The 19026-nt window shown below is 44.4% G+C and carries 13 protein-coding genes, 1 pseudogene and 1 riboswitch; of the genes and pseudogenes, 12 read left to right on the top strand and 2 right to left on the bottom strand.

Translation table 11 applies throughout. The annotated features are described in order from the left end of the window. Positions 1 to 13 precede the first annotated feature (13 nt). From ACSAJE_RS05775 to ACSAJE_RS05755, 5 genes are all read left to right on the top strand, one after another. Positions 14 to 199 carry a hypothetical protein gene (locus tag ACSAJE_RS05775; RefSeq protein WP_004614956.1) on the top strand — a complete coding sequence of 62 codons (186 nt, stop codon included), beginning with the start codon at positions 14 to 16 and terminating at the stop codon, positions 197 to 199. A 107-nt stretch (positions 200 to 306) separates the two neighbouring features. Further along, entirely contained in the window at positions 307 to 1929 is a 1623-nt protein-coding gene (locus tag ACSAJE_RS05770; protein ID WP_458009944.1) for a recombinase family protein, read from the top strand. A gap of 115 nt (positions 1930 to 2044) precedes the next feature. After that, the gene (locus ACSAJE_RS05765) at positions 2045 to 3961 is read left to right on the top strand and encodes a hypothetical protein (RefSeq protein WP_458009943.1); all 1917 of its coding nucleotides are present in this window, start codon (positions 2045 to 2047) and stop codon (positions 3959 to 3961) included. Between the two features lie 149 nt (positions 3962 to 4110). After that, positions 4111 to 4842: a serine/threonine protein kinase gene (locus tag ACSAJE_RS05760; protein WP_458009942.1), complete on the top strand. Its 732-nt coding sequence runs from the start codon at positions 4111 to 4113 to the stop codon at positions 4840 to 4842. Between the two features lie 41 nt (positions 4843 to 4883). Then, a complete protein-coding gene (locus ACSAJE_RS05755) occupies positions 4884 to 5756 on the top strand; it encodes a hypothetical protein (protein WP_458009941.1) in 873 nt (290 codons plus the stop codon). Between the two features lie 79 nt (positions 5757 to 5835). Here the strand turns inward: ACSAJE_RS05755 and ACSAJE_RS05750 are convergent, their stop codons facing one another. Next, complete coding sequence (locus tag ACSAJE_RS05750; RefSeq protein ID WP_118507502.1) at positions 5836 to 7260, bottom strand: alanine/glycine:cation symporter family protein; 1425 nt, start codon at positions 7258 to 7260, stop codon at positions 5836 to 5838. Positions 7261 to 7273: 13 nt separating this feature from the next. Beyond that, a riboswitch (glycine riboswitch) is annotated at positions 7274 to 7370 on the bottom strand. A 273-nt stretch (positions 7371 to 7643) separates the two neighbouring features. Here ACSAJE_RS05750 and ACSAJE_RS05745 point away from each other — a divergent pair. The 6 genes and pseudogenes from ACSAJE_RS05745 to ACSAJE_RS05720 form a co-directional block, all read left to right on the top strand. Beyond that, positions 7644 to 7871: pseudogene (locus ACSAJE_RS05745) on the top strand (transcriptional repressor); the annotation flags it as partial. Between the two features lie 435 nt (positions 7872 to 8306). Beyond that, positions 8307 to 8942, top strand: coding sequence for a DUF3793 family protein (locus ACSAJE_RS05740; protein ID WP_118507491.1), 636 nt, complete (start codon positions 8307 to 8309; stop codon positions 8940 to 8942). Positions 8943 to 9089: 147 nt separating this feature from the next. Continuing rightward, a complete protein-coding gene (locus ACSAJE_RS05735) occupies positions 9090 to 9521 on the top strand; it encodes a flavodoxin (protein WP_118507492.1) in 432 nt (143 codons plus the stop codon). Between the two features lie 236 nt (positions 9522 to 9757). Then, a complete protein-coding gene (locus tag ACSAJE_RS05730; RefSeq protein ID WP_118507493.1) occupies positions 9758 to 10054 on the top strand; it encodes a DUF6110 family protein in 297 nt (98 codons plus the stop codon). 138 nt (positions 10055 to 10192) lie between these two features. Next, the gene (locus tag ACSAJE_RS05725; RefSeq protein WP_458009940.1) at positions 10193 to 12271 is read left to right on the top strand and encodes a heavy metal translocating P-type ATPase; all 2079 of its coding nucleotides are present in this window, start codon (positions 10193 to 10195) and stop codon (positions 12269 to 12271) included. A 45-nt stretch (positions 12272 to 12316) separates the two neighbouring features. Then, positions 12317 to 13690 (top strand): CPBP family intramembrane glutamic endopeptidase, encoded by a 1374-nt coding sequence (locus tag ACSAJE_RS05720; RefSeq protein ID WP_458009939.1) that lies wholly within the window; start codon positions 12317 to 12319, stop codon positions 13688 to 13690. Between the two features lie 131 nt (positions 13691 to 13821). On the opposite strand, the gene ACSAJE_RS05715 is transcribed toward ACSAJE_RS05720, so the two are convergent. Beyond that, positions 13822 to 18057, bottom strand: a complete 4236-nt coding sequence (locus tag ACSAJE_RS05715; RefSeq protein WP_458009938.1) for an acyl-CoA dehydratase activase-related protein — start codon at positions 18055 to 18057, stop codon at positions 13822 to 13824. Between the two features lie 291 nt (positions 18058 to 18348). Between ACSAJE_RS05715 and ACSAJE_RS05710 the strand changes: the two genes are divergently transcribed. After that, entirely contained in the window at positions 18349 to 18801 is a 453-nt protein-coding gene (locus tag ACSAJE_RS05710; protein WP_458009937.1) for a LysM peptidoglycan-binding domain-containing protein, read from the top strand. The last annotated feature ends 225 nt before the right edge of the window (positions 18802 to 19026 follow it).

Below are 19026 nucleotides of genomic sequence, written 5' to 3'. Positions count from 1 at the left end.
GAGGTAACTGCCTATGGCAAAAAACAAAAACGAGAGCAATAACAAAAACAGCGGCACCCTGCTTACCGAAAAAGACGGCACCCAGTATTTTGTCATGGGGAAAGTCCGTATCAAGGTATCGGAGCATTTCGCACAGGATGGGAAGCCGCTTGACAGCCTACTGGAAGATGTGATCCAGCACGCTGCCGCCGCTTCCTGAAAAAATACGGAATAACGACTGTCAATCAGCCCACGCTTATGATATACTTGTACCAGCGAGTATTGTATAAGCGTGGGTTGTTTCTTTTAGAAGGAGGATTTTTAACCGTGAAACAACCATACAATACAACGATTTATAACACTGCACTATATTTGAGATTGAGCCGTGACGATGAATTACAGGGGGAAAGCGGCAGTATCCAGACCCAGCGCATGATGCTTAGGCAGTATGCCGCAGAGCATGGGTTGACTGTTGTAGACGAGTACATTGACGACGGATGGAGCGGGACAAATTTCGAGCGTCCAAGTTTCCAAAGGATGATTGATGACATCGAGGACGGGAAAATCAACTGCGTTGTCACAAAGGACTTATCCCGTCTGGGAAGAAACTATATCCTGACCGGTCAGTACACGGAAATCTATTTCCCCAGCAAGGGAGTACGCTACATTGCCATCAATGACAATGTGGACACCATCAACGGAGAAAGCGAGCTTGCCCCATTCTTAAACATCCTGAATGAAATGCACGCCCGACAGACCAGCAAAAAGGTCAAGGCTGCCATGCGCACAAGATTTGCCAATGGCGCACACTATGGAGCCTATGCACCGCTGGGGTATGTAAAAGACCCGGACAAAAAAGGTCATCTTCTGATCGACCCGGAAACACGCTGGATTGTAGAGAAGATTTTTGAACTTGCAGTACACGGGAGGGGTGCCGCCAGCATTACACGGATTCTGGTGGAAGAAAAAGTACCTACCCCCGGCTGGCTGAACTATGAAAGATACGGGACTTTCGCTAATATCTACGCCGGTGCGCCCGCAGAAAAAGCCTATGCGTGGACGATTGCACAGGTCAAGAGCATTTTGAAAGAGGAAACCTACATCGGTCACAGCGTTCACAACAAGCAGAGCAACATTTCATTCAAGAACAAGAAAAAGGTGCGGAAGCCGCAGGAAGAATGGTATCGTGTGGAAAATACCCACGAAGCCATCATTTCCGAAGAAGTGTTCCAAAAAGTTCAGGAGCTGATTGCAAGCAGACGCAGGAAACGCAGAAACGGTACGACACAGATTTTCGCAGGATTGATAAAATGTGCAGACTGCGGATGGTCTTTAGCCTATGGGGAAAACAAGCAGAACAAAAACCCATACGGGTACTACCATTGCAGCAAAAACGGACAGGGATTACGCCAGTGTTCCATGCACTATATCCGCTATGATGTACTGTATGCCTATGTACTTGCAAGACTGCAATACTGGTCTATGCTGGCACAGAAAGACGAGGACAAGCTACTGAAACGCCTGCTCAATGCCAGCGACAGGGAAAGAAACTCTGCAAAGAAAAAGCAGGCTGCGGAGCTGAAAAAGGCAGCGAAGCGTAAAGCCGAGGTTGACGGGCTGTTTGCTAAAATGTATGAGGACTGGTCTGCCGGACGCATAACCGAGTATAACTTCAATATGCTGTCCGAGAAGTACCAGAACGAGCAAAAGGAGCTTGAAACAAAAATAAGACAGCTTCACGAAACGATGGAAGCCGCCGTACAGACCGCAGCGGATGCTGAAAAGTGGATTGCCCTAATGAAACAGTATGTCAACCCTGTGGAGCTGACCGCCGAACTTCTGAACACTCTAATTGAAAAAATAACCGTCCACGAAGCTGTCAAGGGCGAGGACGGAAGCCGTGAACAGGAAGTAGAAATCTACTACCGCTTCATCGGCAAAATCGACTGACCTTTCTTTTTTACCCAACAATATCTTTAATTAAGGGAAACGGGGAAATCATCATCGGATATCGGGGGCTTTGCTTGGAGGATCGAGTGCGATTTTCGGAAATGCGAGAGGTGCAGTGGTCAATTTGGTTCTGGAAGGATGCGCAGAAATTGCGGCAACTGATTGTGCATTGTTTGCGAAAGAGTTACAGGGCGCGATTGTGAACTGTTGTGCCAGGAACTGCATCATAGTTGATGTGGAGCGTGGGTACTCAGCGTGGGATGTTGGTGCTTTTGCCAGCCGTGTGACGGAAAAAGCAGTTGTAGAACAATGCACCTCTGAGAACAATCAGGTGATTGCAGAAGGTATATGTGGAGAGAACATTAATCTAAATGTTGGTGGAATCGCAGGCAGTAGTTATGGTTCTATTAGAGATTGCCGGGTGCAGGGAGGCGTTGTGCATGGAAGTAATGCCGGTGGAGTGAGCGGTCTAATATCTGCTGGCGAAATTATGGGGTGCTGCAATTCCGCAGATGTTTATGGGATGTGTTATACCGGGGGGATTTGCGGCTGGAATGCAGCCTTGACGTATTTGCAGATGTCTGAGTGTGTGAATGAGGGGACCGTACATGGGTGTTCCGAGACGAGTGGGAGTATGAAGCAATATGCAGGTGGGATTATCGGGTATACATTAAACGGAATTACGATTAACAGATGTCGTAATGCAGGAAATATCAGTTCCGGAGAGCAATCCTGTAATGCGGCACCGGTTAGCGTAGGTGGTATATTGGGCGGTGGCTGGAATGACGGAAGCTGTGACTGGATCATTTCTAATACAGTTAATACCGGAACGTTGATCGAACGGCAGCATTCCATCAGCTATATTGGTGGCGTTGTCGGAGACGGTGCCTATCCTCTGCTAAGGCTTTCTAATATTGCGAACTTCGGAACGCTGCTCTATACAGTACAGGATACGTATGCAGAGGCGGCGATTGGCGGTATATTGGGCAGAGGCTGTGAGGCAGAACAGACAGGATCAACTATTTGGAATTTACTGCAGCAGCATGCCATGACGAACTGTGTAAATTATGGAACGGTGCAATTTGACAGTGATTCGAAAAGTGAAGAACAAATCGACTATCATGCGGTGACTGGTGGCGGACTATCCGGAAATGCTGCTGCGACCGCATGGGAAAATTGTTATGAAGCTTCGGTATCAGCTCTGCCCCTATTTGGAAAAGAGGGGAATGGTACGATCATGGAGGTTCATCAGATCGATCGTGCACAAAGAGCAGGAGAGGCTTCTGCGGCGTTCATTAGTGAGAATGCAGCGTCTTATGCGCACACTTCCTCACTGGCTGAAGCCTTAAATGCATATGTTTCAGCACAGAATGGAGCGAAAGGGGATTATCTGTCTTGGCTGCAGGGAGACGATACGTATCCTACGTTAAATCTCACGATCGATCTGACGAGAAGCGGATATTCGACCGATAGACTGGTGGACGGTGCTTCCTTGTTGCCAAAACCAAGTGCGGCACCCACGAGTTCACCAACGAAAACACCGACAGCGAATCCAAGTGTTACGCCATCTGTGGCGCCGAACATCCGTCCGACAGCTAACCCAAGTGTTACGCCATCTGTGGCACCGAACATCCGTCCAACAGCGGTTCCGACGAAACGACCAACGGTTGTACCGACAAAGCGTCCGGCGGCACCGACAAAGCACCCATGGAAACCCACGATAGCACCGAAGAAATATCCTGCACCGCGCGTGAAAGTAGTCCGCAAGAAGACCAAAGCCGGTCAGCGGTATATTCAGGTGTCTCTGCGCAAAAAACAAAATTGTTATTTGCAATTTTACCGTAAAACTGCGAAAGGTTTTCGACAGATCAAACTTATGAACAATTACTTGCAGCGTGGACACCGCAAGATTAACATTGCCTATAGCAGGAAGATGAAAACCGTGACGTACAAAATACGTATCTACAAGAAAGTAAACGGACGCCGGAGGTACAGCAAATTTACGAAAGTAAAGAAAATGCGGTTATCCTAGCGCATTACTTCTTAAACAGCTGTTGTGTCGGCTGGGAAAAAACGGATAAAAAAATAAGAAATTGATAGACAGCTATGACATATAATTAAGAAAACAATAGACAAAATCAGTATATCAGCATTGATACACATAAGGGAGTAGTACAGACATTGGAAGACAAAAAGTATTGTATGAATTGTATGCAGCCATTGAGTTGGGATGGAACTTGTCCACATTGCGGTCTGGCAGCAGAGAAGATTTCGGATGCCCCGCATCATATTCCACATGGCAGTAAGTTATTTCATGGCAAATATTTGGTTGGTCGTGTGCTTGGTGAAGGTGGATTTGGTATTACATATATCGGTCTGGATCTGACGCTTTTAATCGCTGTGGCGATCAAAGAATATTTCCCAAATGGTCTGGTTTGGCGAAAATGCGATAAAACCAGATCATCTTATCAGGTTACCCCGTATACTCCGGAATCCAAAGTGTTATTCGAACGTGGCAAGGACGATTTTCTCAAAGAAGCCAGAGTGCTGTCACAGTTTGGCACACAGGAAGGCATTGTCCGTACACGCAGTTTTTTTGAAGAAAATGACAGTGTATATTTGGTTATGGAATATGTGCGTGGAGGCAGCATTAAGGATTATGTGAAACGGAATGGACCATTTTCACCACAAAATTGTTGGAATATATTGCACAATCCGATCCGGGCATTGCTGGACCTGCATCAGAGGGGTCTTGTTCATCAAGATGTCAGCCCGGATAACGTGATCATAAATGCAGAGGGCAATGGCGTATTGATTGATTTTGGCGCAGTCAGACATGCAAATGCCATTGATGACAAGACGCGGACTTCTATATACAAACAGGACAGGAAGCGAGCGAGGACACGGAATTAAAGCAAAAGAGTCATACCAGCCAGCTATGGAATATGTACAGAGTGCAAAAAGACAAAGAACCGGCTGATTTTCTGGAATGGATGTTAGAGCATGCTTCGATGTTTAAGGGCTATGGTAAAATGGGACTGAAAGTGTTCCATGAATACCGGGAAAAGATCGTGTATTACGCCAACAAAGAAGTACATGAACGTCTTGTTCGTGCTTTGGAGCAGACGGATTTTAAGGAATGGTCGGCAGAACATGGATACAAGACACCGGATTATGATAGAGGTGTTGTGCAGTATTTGAAAAATAAAAAGCGACGTAAAGATCCGGGCATTGACCAAAATTCATTACGAAGTATACAACGGGATCATTTGCTGTATTATTCCAAAATGGAAAAGAATCTGGTGATGCTGCGCGAACTGTATGCAGCTATTTTGATTCCGCAAGAAGAGCGGGATAGTGGCAGGAGCATCGTTTTTCAGAAACAGCTTAAAAATATGCCGTCGGAATTTCACTTTATGACCGATGATTATGTATCTAAGCTATTGACGGTATCCAAGCAAAAGGAGTGTTTATTCCGATTATCCAGTGAGTATGCCAAGACGAGGGACAAGAAGTGGTCGATCAAGATAAAAAGTCAAAAACAGCGCTGTCGTCAGGTGCAGCGTTCGGATATCCTGCCTATGATCCAGTGGGTTGCAGTACACCGTTATCTGGAGGAAAATGAAAAGCAGGATAGGGAATACGATCAACAGGAAGCGAAAGAGATGTTTGAGCAGATGGCAGAGGAAGCCCTGCAAAAATGCGATATGGCACCATTAAATCCGAGATATCGGTTAGATTTTGTGCTGCTGTCCTGTTTTGGGGACACAGAGATGTCGTACCTGTCAGAAATATTATGTGAATATATTCAACCGGAAGAAGAGTAGAGTGGAAACACTCTACTCTTCTTCCGGTTTTTTCTTGGTTTGTAAGGTCTGCATTGCATTGCCTAGCATTTCGTAGGCATTATTTGATCTCGCCTCGTTTATGTCGTTCAAAGAAATCTTTTGTTTCCTTAGCAACAACACCGCTCAGTGCGAATAATGCGATCATATTTGGCAATGCCATCAATCCATTGAAGATATCTGCAATCGTCCAAACAGCTTTTACAGTCATATATGGTCCGATGAAGATCGCAAGGATATAAATATATCGGAAGATCTTCACATGCTTCATATTACCTCCGCTTAAGTATTCTAAGCAGCGCTCACTGTAATAATCCCATCCAAGGATCGTTGTGAAGGCGAAGAATACCAGACATAGCATTAACACAAAAGCAGCAAATTCATTCGGGAAAGGAAGTCCCTTCTGGAATGCATAAGTTGTTACCTGAACGCCCTCTAAGCCCGGTACTTTCCAGGCTCCGGTAAGTACAATAGACAGACCGGTCAATGTACAGATTACGATTGTATCAATAAAAGTACCGGTCATGCTGACAAGACCCTGGCGAACAGGCTCATTGGTCTGTGCAGCAGCTGCTGCGATCGGTGCACTACCAAGACCGGCTTCGTTGGAAAAGATACCTCTTGCAACACCTTTCTGCATAGCAACTAACATACTTCCTACGGCTCCGCCGGTGACGGCCTTCGGCGTAAATGCTGCAACAACGATTGTTTTAATTGCTGCCGGTAGTGCTGTAATATTGCAAAGAATTAAGATAATAACAACGACGAAATATAAAATTGCCATAAATGGTACGATAACCTGACTGACGCTTGCGATTCGCTTTACACCACCGATCAATACGGCGGCAACGCAGAACGTTAAGATTAAAGAAGCGATCACAACAGACCAGGAATAATCTGCCAAAAAAGGAATGGATTTTACACGGTGTGTATTATTTGGATCAAAGAAGTTGTTTACGGCACTGGAGATACCATTTACCTGACTAAAGGTACCGATGCCGAATAATCCAACGCATACGCCGAAAAATGCAAATATTTTTGCGAGCCATTTCCAACGCTTGCCCATTCCCTGCTCTATGTAATAGAAAGGACCGCCTAAGCTATGTCCATCTTTCGCAACAACACGATATTTTACAGCAAGTAATCCTTCGGAGAATTTTGTAGCCATTCCTAGGAAGGCTGCGACGATCATCCAAAATAAAGCACCGGGACCACCGGCACCTACTGCTGTTGCGACACCGACGATATTGCCGGTACCGATCGTAGCACTTAGTGCTGTACAAAGTGCCGAGAAACTAGAAATTTCACCTTCGCCACCTTCTTCGTTTTTGATCATCCACTTGAGTGCTAACGGAAGTTTGCGAACTTGAAGTAGTTTGATACGGGTTGTTAGAAGAAGTCCACCTGCCATGATCAATATGATCAGAGGGACGCCCCATACTAAATTGTCAACAGTTACGAGAAAATTATTGATTTCTTTCCACATTTTTTTTACCTTTCTTTTGTTTTCTGTCCTTTTACCTGAGAGATTCCAGCCATAGGCTTGTTGCACCTTCGGTATCTGCCAAAACCGCAGAATTCTCCAGAGAGTCGATCCATTTACAGTTACACCGTATTGCACGGCACCTGAGAGTGTTACTCCTTCGGCAGGTGAAACCACCATTTTCCTGTAAACTTCATATCGAAACACACAACATATACTATATAACGTCTCCTATTTTTTTTCAAGAAAAAAGAAAAAAGCATTGACAACTAATAGAAGTTAGATTATACTAACTAGCGTGAAATAAAAATTATTTCGCATTATTTTTTGAAGGTGGGTTAGTAAACGCTAACTATAATAAGTTATAGAAAGAAGAGGGTACTGTGATGGCAAAAGAAGTGATTATTCAGAAAATGAAAGACTCCGGCTGCAGAATTACGAAGCAGCGTATGATACTCTTAGATATTATTCTGGAGGAGGATTGTTCTTGCTGCAAAGAAATTTATTTTAAGGCATCCAAGAAAGACTCCAAGATCGGTGTGGCAACCGTATATCGTATGATCAATTCTCTGGAAGAAATCGGAGTGATCAGCCGCAAGAATATGTTTAAGGTAATGTAGTTAATAGATTGTTTTGCAAAAGCATTTTATATAGGGGACAAAAACATATTGTGTGCATTTATGTTTTTATTCCGTATGAATTCTACAAAAAAGGCAGAAACTTATGTTGATGCCTTTTTTTGTTACTTTATAGGAAACTGCTCACTACAGTAACTTCCCATACCGGAAGTTACTGTTCAAACCACATATTGCTTATTATGACGATGGTCTAATTATATTTTGCAGCTATTAGATAGTGAATCCTGCCATCAAAAAAATATAGCAATTACCTTGCTAAACCGGGACATCTCAGGCACTCCTTTAGGCATGTACTCATCAGAGACTGAACAAAATGAGAAAACGTATCAGAAGTATGTATTGACGAATGGAAAGGAGTTAGTTATTATACAAATAAGTTAGCAGAGACTAACTTAAAAGGAGGGAACGGTCATGCGAATAGAAACCTGGGAAATCATGCAGAATGCAGATTTGGATGAGATAGAATTGCAATTGGCGTTTCAGTGTGCACCGCTTATTACCGGTTTGAAGGTGTCTAATCTGTTTCAGATTGACAGTAGACATTATAAAAGATTATGTGAAATATTGGATAAAAGCAATTTTTCATTTTGCGGTTTGGGCGGAAGAAATGGGTCGGTGTCGTTGCTGATCTATCAAAAAGAATGGCTGGAGCAGTTTTTACAGCAAGAGGAGGTGCGGATATTGATGCATCGTTTGGGCTATAGGGATCTGCACTTGGAGCGGGTATTGACCAAGTTTCGCAGCAGATATATCCGATATATGCAAAAAAAACAGCAGTTCCCGCACGAGATGGGAGTACTGCTCGGATATCCGCCGGAGGATGTGGAAGGCTTTATTATATACGAAGGAAAGAACTCTTTGTGTGAGGGGTATTGGAAAGTGTATGCAGAACCGCAAAAGAAGCTTCGGTTGTTTGCACAATATGATAAAGCAAGAGAGTGGCTTTTGGATCTGCTGTATTGTGGCGTTGGGATGGAGGATATTGTAGGGGTAGCTCTTGATGCGGAAAGCAGAGCAATTTCGCAGGATTATCTTTTTGCTTCGTGAGATAGGGGCATGATCCGGGAATGCACTGTGATTCTGTATCGTTACAAATAATATAGGCGAAGAAACTTCGCGGTATAAATATGGTGCCTGATATTCAGCAAAACGAGATTGCAGGATAACAGGAACATAAAAGAATGGAGGATTATTATGAGCAAAGTATCAATTGTGTACTGGACACAAGGTGGCAACACACAGGCTATGGCAGAGGCAATCGGCGAGGGTGTTACGGCAGCCGGTGGTGAGGCGGATGTTGTATTTGTAAGCGATGCTAATATTGCAGATTTAAAAGCAGAGGGTGCATTTGCATTGGGATGCCCGGCGATGGGCGCTGAGGTGCTTGAGGAAATGGAGATGGAACCTTTTGTTCAGGATGTTGAGAGGTTTGCCAATGGCAAAAAGATCGCGTTATTTGGTTCTTATGGATGGGGAGATGGTCAGTGGATGCGCGACTGGGAAGACCGCATGACCGCTGCCGGAGCAACACTGGTTGGCGGTGAAGGCGTGATCTGTCAGGAAGCGCCGGATGAGGCTGCATTACAAAACTGCATCGAGATTGGTAAACAGCTTGTGAACGCATAAGTTTAGGTGTATCATTTCGTGGCAAAAGCATTCTGGGAGCATTTTGTCATGAATTTATTATATGGATTCTTTTGATTTAAGTCTAAAAGCGGTCTTATTGATAAAATATATCAATAAGGCCGCTTTTGGCTGGAAATTCAAAAAATCGTAATGTATAATACTTTTTTGAGAATTCTCTACAATAGATCATAGCAGAAGCGCACGGTTTTGTGATGCTTCGGAAATGGAGGAAGCATATGTTAGATTGTTTAAAAAAAGTGGATGGTAAAAAATTAGGAGTGTTTGCAGCCGGTGTAGCATTTGGTACTGCAGGTATCAAAGTATTATCCAGCAAAGATGCAAAGAAGCTTTATACAAATTGTACAGCAGCCGTTCTTCGTGCTAAGGAGTGTGTATTAAAGACAGCAACGAAAGTGCAGGAGAATGCCGAGGATATTTATGCAGAGGCACAGCAGATCAATGAGGACCGTGCGGAAGCAGAAGAGGTTCTTGGTGAGGAAGAGACTGTAGAAGCGGAAACAACAGAAGAATAATTAACGCTGCACCTGTGGACGGGGTCGCTGTCTACAGGTGTTTTGTCGTTTATTGTCCGGGTGTGCTCTGTGCAGAGATGCCCGGACAGTGTTTTAATTAGAATACCGGTTTCAATGATTAGAAAGGCATGAATAATTATGAAGTTTGTCATTAAACATGAGATAAGAGGTCGTATTCGAGTACATCTGATCGGAAAAGCAATGAGTTTTGCGCAGGCAGACACGTTGCAATATCAATTTGAGCAGATGAAAGATGTAACGGCGGTCAAGGTACAGGAACGTACTATGGACGTTACGATCTGTTATATAGGAAGCCGTAAACATATTATTACGGCATTAGGACAGTTTTCTTATGATAAGGTGGAAGTGCCGGAGGTGTATCTCAAAAATTCAGGACGGGAAATGAATCGTTTTTATTGGGATAAATTGGTTGATCAGACGGTAGTACATTTTGTAAACAAGATATTTTTGCCGGCACCGTTACGGGCCGGGATCGCTACTGTGAGATCGGTCAAATATATTGTGCAGGGTGTTAAGACTTTGGCTAAAAGAAAAATAGAAGTACCGGTGTTGGATGCAACGGCGATCAGTGTGTCTTTAATACGAGGTGATTATAAGACGGCGGGCGCTGTCATGTTTTTACTTAGTATGGGTGAGATCTTAGAGGAATGGACGCACAAAAAATCAGTCGGAGATCTGGCACGAAGTCTGTCCCTCAATATTGATAAAGTATGGCTTGTTACTGATGATACAGAAGTGCAGGTGTCGGCTGCACAGATTAAGGAGGGCGACCGGATTCGTGTACATATGGGAGCTGTTATTCCGTTTGATGGCATTGTGATGGAGGGAGAAGCGTTAGTCAATCAGGCATCGCTTACCGGAGAGTCGCTGCCGGTGCGTAAGGCGGCAGAAAGTCCTGTTTATGCGGGTACCGTTGTTGAAGAAGGAGAGATTACTCTTTTGGTCAAAGAAAGTACCGGATCCAGCAAATACGAAAAGATCATGACGATGATCGAGGATTCCGAGAAGCTTAAGTCGTCCTTGGAAGGCAAAGCGGAGCACTTAGCTGACCGACTGGTACCATATACGTTTTTGGGTACCGGCCTTACGTTGGCATTGACACGTAATACTGTGAAAGCGTTGTCAGTATTGATGGTTGATTTTTCCTGTGCATTGAAATTGGCAATGCCGTTGTCGGTACTGTCGGCGATCCGTGAATCCAGTGCACATGATATTACTGTGAAAGGCGGTAAATTCTTAGAGGCAGTTGCGGAAGCCGATACGATCGTGTTTGATAAGACAGGAACGCTCACTAAGGCACAGCCTACGGTAGTTGAGGTGATTCCGTTTGACGATAGAAGCCCTGATGAGCTGCTTTGTATTGCAGCCTGTTTAGAAGAGCATTTCCCACATTCTATGGCAACGGCAGTTGTTGTTGAGGCAATGAAACGCGGTCTTGTTCATGAAGAACTGCACACGAAAGTAGAATATATTGTGGCACATGGTATTTCCTCTACGATCAATGACAAGAAGATCATTATCGGAAGTCATCATTTTGTCTTTGAAGATGAGGGCGCTGTCGTTCCGGAGGATAAGAAGGAACAGTTTGAGCAGCTTCCGGAGCAATATTCTCATTTGTACATGGCGATGGATGGTAAATTGGTTGCCGTGATCTGTATCGAAGATCCACTGCGAGTTGAGACAGCTGAGGTGATCCGTGAATTAAAACATCTTGGTATTCATAAGGTTGTGATGATGACTGGTGACAGTGACCGCATTGCTGCTAATATTGCTCAAAAGGCTGGTGTTGATGCGTATTATTCGGAAGTGCTTCCGGAGGATAAGGCTAATTTTGTGGAGCAGGAAAAGAAAGCAGGGCATAAGGTTATCATGGTTGGTGATGGGATTAATGATTCTCCGGCATTGTCGGCGGCTGATGTAGGCATTGCGATCAGTGAGGGCGCGGAAATCGCCAGAGAGATTGCAGATGTTACGATCGCAGCAGATGACTTGCGTGAGATCATTACACTCAAGAAAATCAGCAATGCTTTGATGAAGCGTATTGACAGAAATTATAAAGTTATTGTAGGATTTAATACAGCACTTATTTTGTTCGGCGTTGGTGGTGTACTTCAGCCAACAATGTCGGCATTATTACACAATACGTCGACCATATTGATCAGTCTGAAGAGCATGGAAAACTTGTTGGAAGAGTAAGATATCATCTGAGAGGGGTATTGTAACAAGAATTAGGAGGAGTTTATGAAAGATATCAAGAAACCAGAGTTTATGCTGGAAGCGATGCGAGGACGGAGAGGGTTTATCGCCGTGCTCGAGATGTTGATCGCGATTGTAGTCTTTGTGGTCAGTTCGATCGCAATGTCCATTGGTACGATTCCTTTAATGATCGGTTATTTCGTGAGTGATCCGGAGTTTATGAAAACGGCACAGGCTGTCGCGGACGGATCGATGGATTCGCTGCAATATATGCAGAAAATGCAGGACTATGCACTCCATTTGCCGGATTGGATGACCATTGCAACACTTTTATTAGAAATCCTGATGATTGCGGTTGTTTTTATCTATTGCCGTTTTTTGGAGAAGAGAAAGATCCGTACATTAGGATTTCGTAAGAAGGGAATGGTTCCACAGTATTTGAAGGGTGCTGTGGCTGGAGCACTATTTTTTAGCGTAGCATATTTGATATGTGTTCTAACAGGAAGTATTCATGTAGAAGGATTGGTGACCAATATGGCACCTCTGGGGATTCTTGGTTACTTTGTTGGATATTTGGTACAGGGCATGGCAGAAGAGGTGCTTTGCCGCGGCTATCTGTTTGTATCGTTGTCGAGAAGACATTCCGTCGTGTATTCGGCAGTGCTCAGTGCACTGTTCTTTGCTATGTTACATGGTGCCAATTCCGGCTTGACGCCACTTGCGGTATTTAACTTATTCCTGTTTGGCATTTTCGCAGCACTGTTGTTGGTAAAATGTGAAAATATCTGGGTTGTTGGTGCGTTCCACAGTTTGTGGAATTTTGCACAGGGGAATATTTATGGCATTCAGGTCAGCGGTAATTCTCTACAGCCGGCAATCTTAAACAGCAGCAACGTGAAGGGACATGGTTTGATCAACGGTGCAGGCTTTGGCTTAGAAGGTGGTCTTGGCGTGACGCTTGTACTTGGTCTTGGTATTGCCTATTTGGTGTACAACTTGAACAAACAGGGCAAGATCGTGGAATGGGAAGGATTCCGGCCGGTCGGAGAGAATTATAATAACGATATGCCGAGCGGACAGAATTATGCAGGTCCACAGTATAACGGAAATCAGCAGGATTATGCAGGTTCACAGTACAACGGAAATGAGCAGAGTTATGCAGATCCACAGTATGGCAGAGAAGAGCAGGATTACGCCGGTTCGCAATATAATGGAAATGAACAGAGTTACAATGGTTCATCATATAACAGCGATCAGGAAGCTTTTGCCAGACCGCAGGAAGAAACCCAGTCTGGTAAGAGTTCAGAAGGTTATGAAAATATGGGCGTAGCACCGGGGCAGACCCCTTGGCATCCGGAAACGCCAGAGCAGAAAATGTCCGATGAAAAGACATTTAATGCAGACTATTTTAAGGAATAGACGAGATAAAAAAAGCAAAGCCGGCGCTTTGCTTTGCAAGAATTGCTAAAGCAATTCTTGGTAGCATCACACTATAAAGAGGCATGTATGAATTGTATTCATACATGCCTCTTTTGTTACTTTATAGGAAACTACTCTTTCTCAGATTGTTTCAAGTTTTTTGCGGCTGTTGAGAGCATCAATTTGATTCGGTTTAACTGGTTCACTTCGCTGGCACCCGGATCGTAATCAACAGCAACAATATTGGAATCCGGATAGCAGTGACGTAATTCTTTGATAACACCTTTGCCGACAACGTGGTTTGGCAGACAGCCAAAAGGCTGTGTACAAACAATATTTGGAACACCGGAATGGATCAATTCGATCATCTCACCGGTTAAGAACCAACCCTCACCGGTCTGGTTACCACAGGAAACAATCGGTGAAGCATATTCTGCAAGTTTGGCGATTGGAACCGGTGGGTCAAAGCGTTTACTCTCTGTCAGGGCATCGTGCATCGTCTTGCGATAATGTTCAATAAAACGGATCGCAGCGTTGTTGATCAAAGCACTGGATTTCTTTTTGCCTAAATAATCCGCCTTAAAGTTTGCATTGTAAAGACTGTACATAAAGAAATCGATCAGATCCGGACATACTGCCTCGGCACCTTCAGACTCCAATAATTCGACTAAGAAGTTATTGGCAAGTGGAAGGAATTTAACTAAAATCTCGCCGACAATACCAACACGCGGTTTCTTTACATCCAGCAATGGAAGTTCATCAAATTCTTTCACAATGCCGCGGATATTTTTCTTAAATTCGCTGTGTTTTCCGTTTTGAACGGATTTTTGTGCGATCTTTAACCATTTTTCATGCAATGCATTGGCAGATCCCGGAACTGCCTCATAAGGACGTGTTTTGTAGAGGACACGCATAAATACATCGCCGTAGATCAATGCCTGTAATGCACGGTCAGCCATCTTGTAGTTGATGTCTAATCCCGGATTCTTTTCAATGCCGGCGCTCATGGAAATGACAGGAATCTGCTCCATGCCTGCTTTTTCCAAAGCACGACGGATAAATCCGATATAGTTGGTTGCACGACATCCACCACCGGTCTGCGTAATGATCAACGCTACTTTGTTAAGATCATATTTGCCGGAAAGCAATGCCTGCATAAACTGTCCGACAACGAGCAGGGATGGATAACATGCATCGTTGTTTACATACTTTAATCCGTAATCCAGGCACTCGCCGGTGCTAGGTAATACTTCCAAATTGTATCCGCAGGATGCCAGTGCCGGTTCGAGAATATCGAAATGGATCGGAGACATCTGTGGAACAAGGATCGTATAATCTTTACGCATTTGTTCTGTAAAGACTACGCGGTGGTGTGCAGTATCTTTTTTGACCGGTTTGATCTGCTTGCGCTCGCGTTCGCGCACAGCGGCGAGCAGAGAGCGGATACGAATACGTGCAGCACCTAAGTTATTAACTTCGTCAATCTTTAATACTGTATAGATCTTATTCTGCAGCGTCAGTATATCGCTGACCTGATCGGTTGTTACCGCATCCAGTCCGCAGCCGAATGAGTTGAGCTGGATCAGATCTAAGTCGGAACGGGTTGCTACATAAGAGGCCGCTTTGTACAGACGGGAATGATACATCCACTGATCCATAACGATTGTAGGACGATCTACGTTGCCGAGTTCGGATACACTGTCTTCAGTCAATACGGCAACACCGAAAGAGGTGATCAGTTCCGGAATACCGTGATTGATCTCCGGATCGGTGTGATATGGTCTACCGGCGAGCACGATACCATGGCAGCCGTTTTCTTCCATATAAGCGAGTACTTCTCGTCCTTTGGCGGACATATCATCACGTACATGCTGCATTTCTTTCCATCCTGCAGCAGCCGCACGGCGGATTTCCTCTTTGGAAATGCCGTTTTCTTCCGTGAAGTATTCTACCAGACGTTTTGTTAATATTTTTTCACTTTCAAACGACAGGAATGGGTTTTGATATTTGATCTTGCCATCCTGCAGTTCTTCGACATTATTTTTGATGTTTTCACCATAAGAGGTGACGATCGGGCAGTTGTAATGGTTGCCGGCACCCTCTACCTCACAGCGTTCATATGGCACGCAAGGATAGAAAATGTAATCGAGTCCCTGCTTGATCAGCCAAGATACGTGCCCATGCGCAAGTTTTGCCGGATAACATTCGGATTCGCTTGGAATGGACTCAATACCCAGTTCATAGATTTTGCGGCTGGACTCCGGAGAGAGTACCACACGATAGCCAAGTTCGGTAAAGAAGGTAAACCAAAACGGATAATTTTCGTACATATTCAGTACACGTGGAATACCGACCGTACCGCGCACGGCGTGCTCTTCATCCAATGGTTTATAGTGAGCGAAGAGTCGTTTGTTCTTGTATTCAAAAAGGTTTGGAATATTCTTCTTGTTTTTCTGACCGCCAATACCACGTTCACAACGGTTGCCGGAAATAAACTGTCTGCCGCCGGTAAAACGATTGATCGTGAGGAGGCAGTGGTTGGTACAGCCCTTGCAGCGAGACATGGACGTTTCGAAACGAAGCTCGTTGATCTGGTCGATCGTGAGCATCGTGCTTTCCTGTCCGGTATAATGATCTCTGGCAATGAGTGCGGCACCAAACGCACCCATGATACCGGCGATATCCGGACGTACGGCTTTGCAGCCGGAAATGCGCTCAAAGCTTCGCAGTACCGCATCGTTATAGAAAGTACCACCTTGAACAACGACTTTTTCACCGAGATCTTTTGGATCAGTCAGCTTGATCACTTTTAACAAAGCATTTTTAATAACGGAATAAGCAAGTCCGGCAGAAATATCTGCAACGCTGGCACCTTCCTTCTGAGCCTGCTTTACTTTGGAATTCATAAATACGGTACAGCGGGATCCAAGATCGATCGGATTCTCGGCAAACAACGCAACTTTTGCAAAATCAGCGACCTCGTAATTGAGAGATTTTGCAAAGGTTTCGATAAAGGAACCACAGCCGGAGGAACAAGCCTCGTTTAACTGAACTTTATCAACGGAGTGGTTTTTGATCTTGATGCATTTCATATCCTGACCACCGATATCCAAGATACAGTCTACTTCCGGTTCAAAGAACGCAGCAGCATTGTAGTGTGCTACCGTTTCTACTTCACCCTCGTCCAAAAGGAGCGCAGCCTTTAACAGTGCTTCGCCATATCCGGTAGAGCAGGATCGAACAATCTGTGCTCCAGCCGGCATTTTACTGTAAATATCTTTGATCGCCTTGATCGCTGTTTTCAGCGGGCTTCCGTTGTTGTTGCTGTAAAATGAGTACAGCAGGGAACCGTCTTCGCCGATCACAGCTACCTTTGTTGTAGTAGAACCGGCATCGATCCCTAAGAATAAATTGCCTTTATAACTTGCAAAATCGCCTTTCTTTACATCATTTTGCGAATGCTTTTGTAAGAAATCATCGTATTCTGCCTGATCCTTAAAAAGAGGCTCCATACGGGTTACTTCAAATTCCATCTTGATCTCTTGGGAAAGATCGGTGTGTAATTTGCCAAGGCTTGACATATCTTCTTCCTTGGCGTTCATTGCTGCACCGGAGGCTGCAAACAGATGAGAATGTTCCGGAGCGATGATCTGGTCGCCTTCCAGACCGAGAGTACGGATAAATGCCTGCTTTAATTTGGTCAGGAAATGAAGCGGACCGCCTAAGAATGCAACATTACCGCGAATCGGTTTGCCACAGGCAAGACCACTGATCGTCTGATTGACCACTGCCTGAAAAATAGAGGCTGAGAGATCTTCTTTGGTTGCACCTTCGTTGATCAGAGGTTGAATATCCGTTTTGGCAAATACGCCGCATCGAGCTGCGATTGGGTAAATTGCTTTATAATTTTTAGCATATTCATTTAATCCGCTGGCATCCGTCTTCAATAAGGTAGCCATTTGGTCAATAAAGGACCCGGTACCACCGGCGCAGATTCCGTTCATACGCTGGTCGATACCACCGGTAAAATATATGATTTTAGCGTCTTCCCCGCCTAATTCGATGGCGACATCGGTGTGAGGGGCGTAATCTTTGAGTGATGTTGCAACTGCTACTACCTCCTGTACGAAAGGAACGTTCAGATATTTGGACAGCGTCAGTCCACCGGATCCGGTAATGACCGGAGCAACCGGCAGATCACCAAATTCATCATAGGCTTTTTCAATAATAGCAGCAAGAGTTTCCTGGATGTTGGCATAGTGCCGTTGATAATCGGAAAAAATAATTTCGCCATCTTTATTTAACAGCGCAATTTTTACGGTTGTGGAACCGATATCGATTCCCAATGTATTCATGTGTAATTTCATAAATACCCTCCATCTAGTATCTTGTATTACTCTTAGTTTCTAATGGTATGTCAGCAACGATAAATTATGAGTTTGTGCATGCTTTGCGAGGCACAAAAATTCGCCGCATTTTCCTATTATAATGCTATTATGAGAGGAATGCAATAAACATTTTTTGCTTTTGTGGAGTGAGATCCGGATTCGCGGCTGCGAGTAGAGTCACCATTTCACGGAAAGCAGAATATACTGTAGCAAATAAAGGCATAAGGTGAATACACCATGAATCATGAGTATTGTAATGGACATATGCATATGATAAAGAAAGGAGATACACTGTACGCTTTGAGCCGAAGATATCATGTCCCGCTGGAAGTGATGTTACGTGCCAATCCTTATGTAGATGTATATAATCTACAGCCGGGTGATACTGTTTGCATTCCGGGAAAGAAAGCAGATGGATGCAATATAAATCTGATCATGCCGCGGATGGGTAACGAACAGGAGGAGATGACACCGGACGTGCAGGAAAATATCGCAGAGACTTCCGTTGATGCTGACCGTTCCGAAGAAGATCAGGAGAGACAATCCCATGAAATGACGCGGGAGTTTGACACGACAGTTCCCTATGATGACAGGTATGTGACCGAGCAGGGAGATTCCCTGCAGTCTTTCTTACAGAGAATGAACGTTTCGCTGAATGATTTTTTGGAGCAGAATGAGCCAGAGGACGTCATGCTGCTGCCAGGTATTGCATATTGTAAGTAGCAGAGATGCAGCCTGTTGTAAATAGCATATTTTGTCGCAGGATACACCCGCTTGCGGACGGGGAATCCAATTGACAAAGAATACGCGTCACACTATAATGAAATGTACTATGGCGTTCTTTTCGATTGCTGTAAAAATACGCTGTAGTACATTTTTGAATTGCATGTAAAATATCCTGTGAACAGATGGGCTTTTGCAGGGAAAATACCTGAAAATATCAGGCAT

It is taken from the genome of Jutongia sp. SJQ-6, assembly GCF_054161275.1.
The sequence above is the reverse complement of the archived record's forward strand: the minus strand, read 5'-3'. Positions and strand labels throughout refer to the sequence as shown.

Coding starts and splice junctions, on each gene's coding strand:
- ACSAJE_RS05730 (WP_118507493.1), top strand. CDS start 9,758: ATGTTAGATTGTTTAAAAAAAGTGGATGGTAAAAAATTAGGAGTGTTT.
- ACSAJE_RS05720 (WP_458009939.1), top strand. CDS start 12,317: ATGAAAGATATCAAGAAACCAGAGTTTATGCTGGAAGCGATGCGAGGA.
- ACSAJE_RS05735 (WP_118507492.1), top strand. CDS start 9,090: ATGAGCAAAGTATCAATTGTGTACTGGACACAAGGTGGCAACACACAG.
- ACSAJE_RS05725 (WP_458009940.1), top strand. CDS start 10,193: ATGAAGTTTGTCATTAAACATGAGATAAGAGGTCGTATTCGAGTACAT.
- ACSAJE_RS05750 (WP_118507502.1), bottom strand. CDS start 7,260: ATGTGGAAAGAAATCAATAATTTTCTCGTAACTGTTGACAATTTAGTA.
- ACSAJE_RS05715 (WP_458009938.1), bottom strand. CDS start 18,057: ATGAAATTACACATGAATACATTGGGAATCGATATCGGTTCCACAACC.
- ACSAJE_RS05740 (WP_118507491.1), top strand. CDS start 8,307: ATGCGAATAGAAACCTGGGAAATCATGCAGAATGCAGATTTGGATGAG.
- ACSAJE_RS05710 (WP_458009937.1), top strand. CDS start 18,349: ATGATAAAGAAAGGAGATACACTGTACGCTTTGAGCCGAAGATATCAT.
- ACSAJE_RS05775 (WP_004614956.1), top strand. CDS start 14: ATGGCAAAAAACAAAAACGAGAGCAATAACAAAAACAGCGGCACCCTG.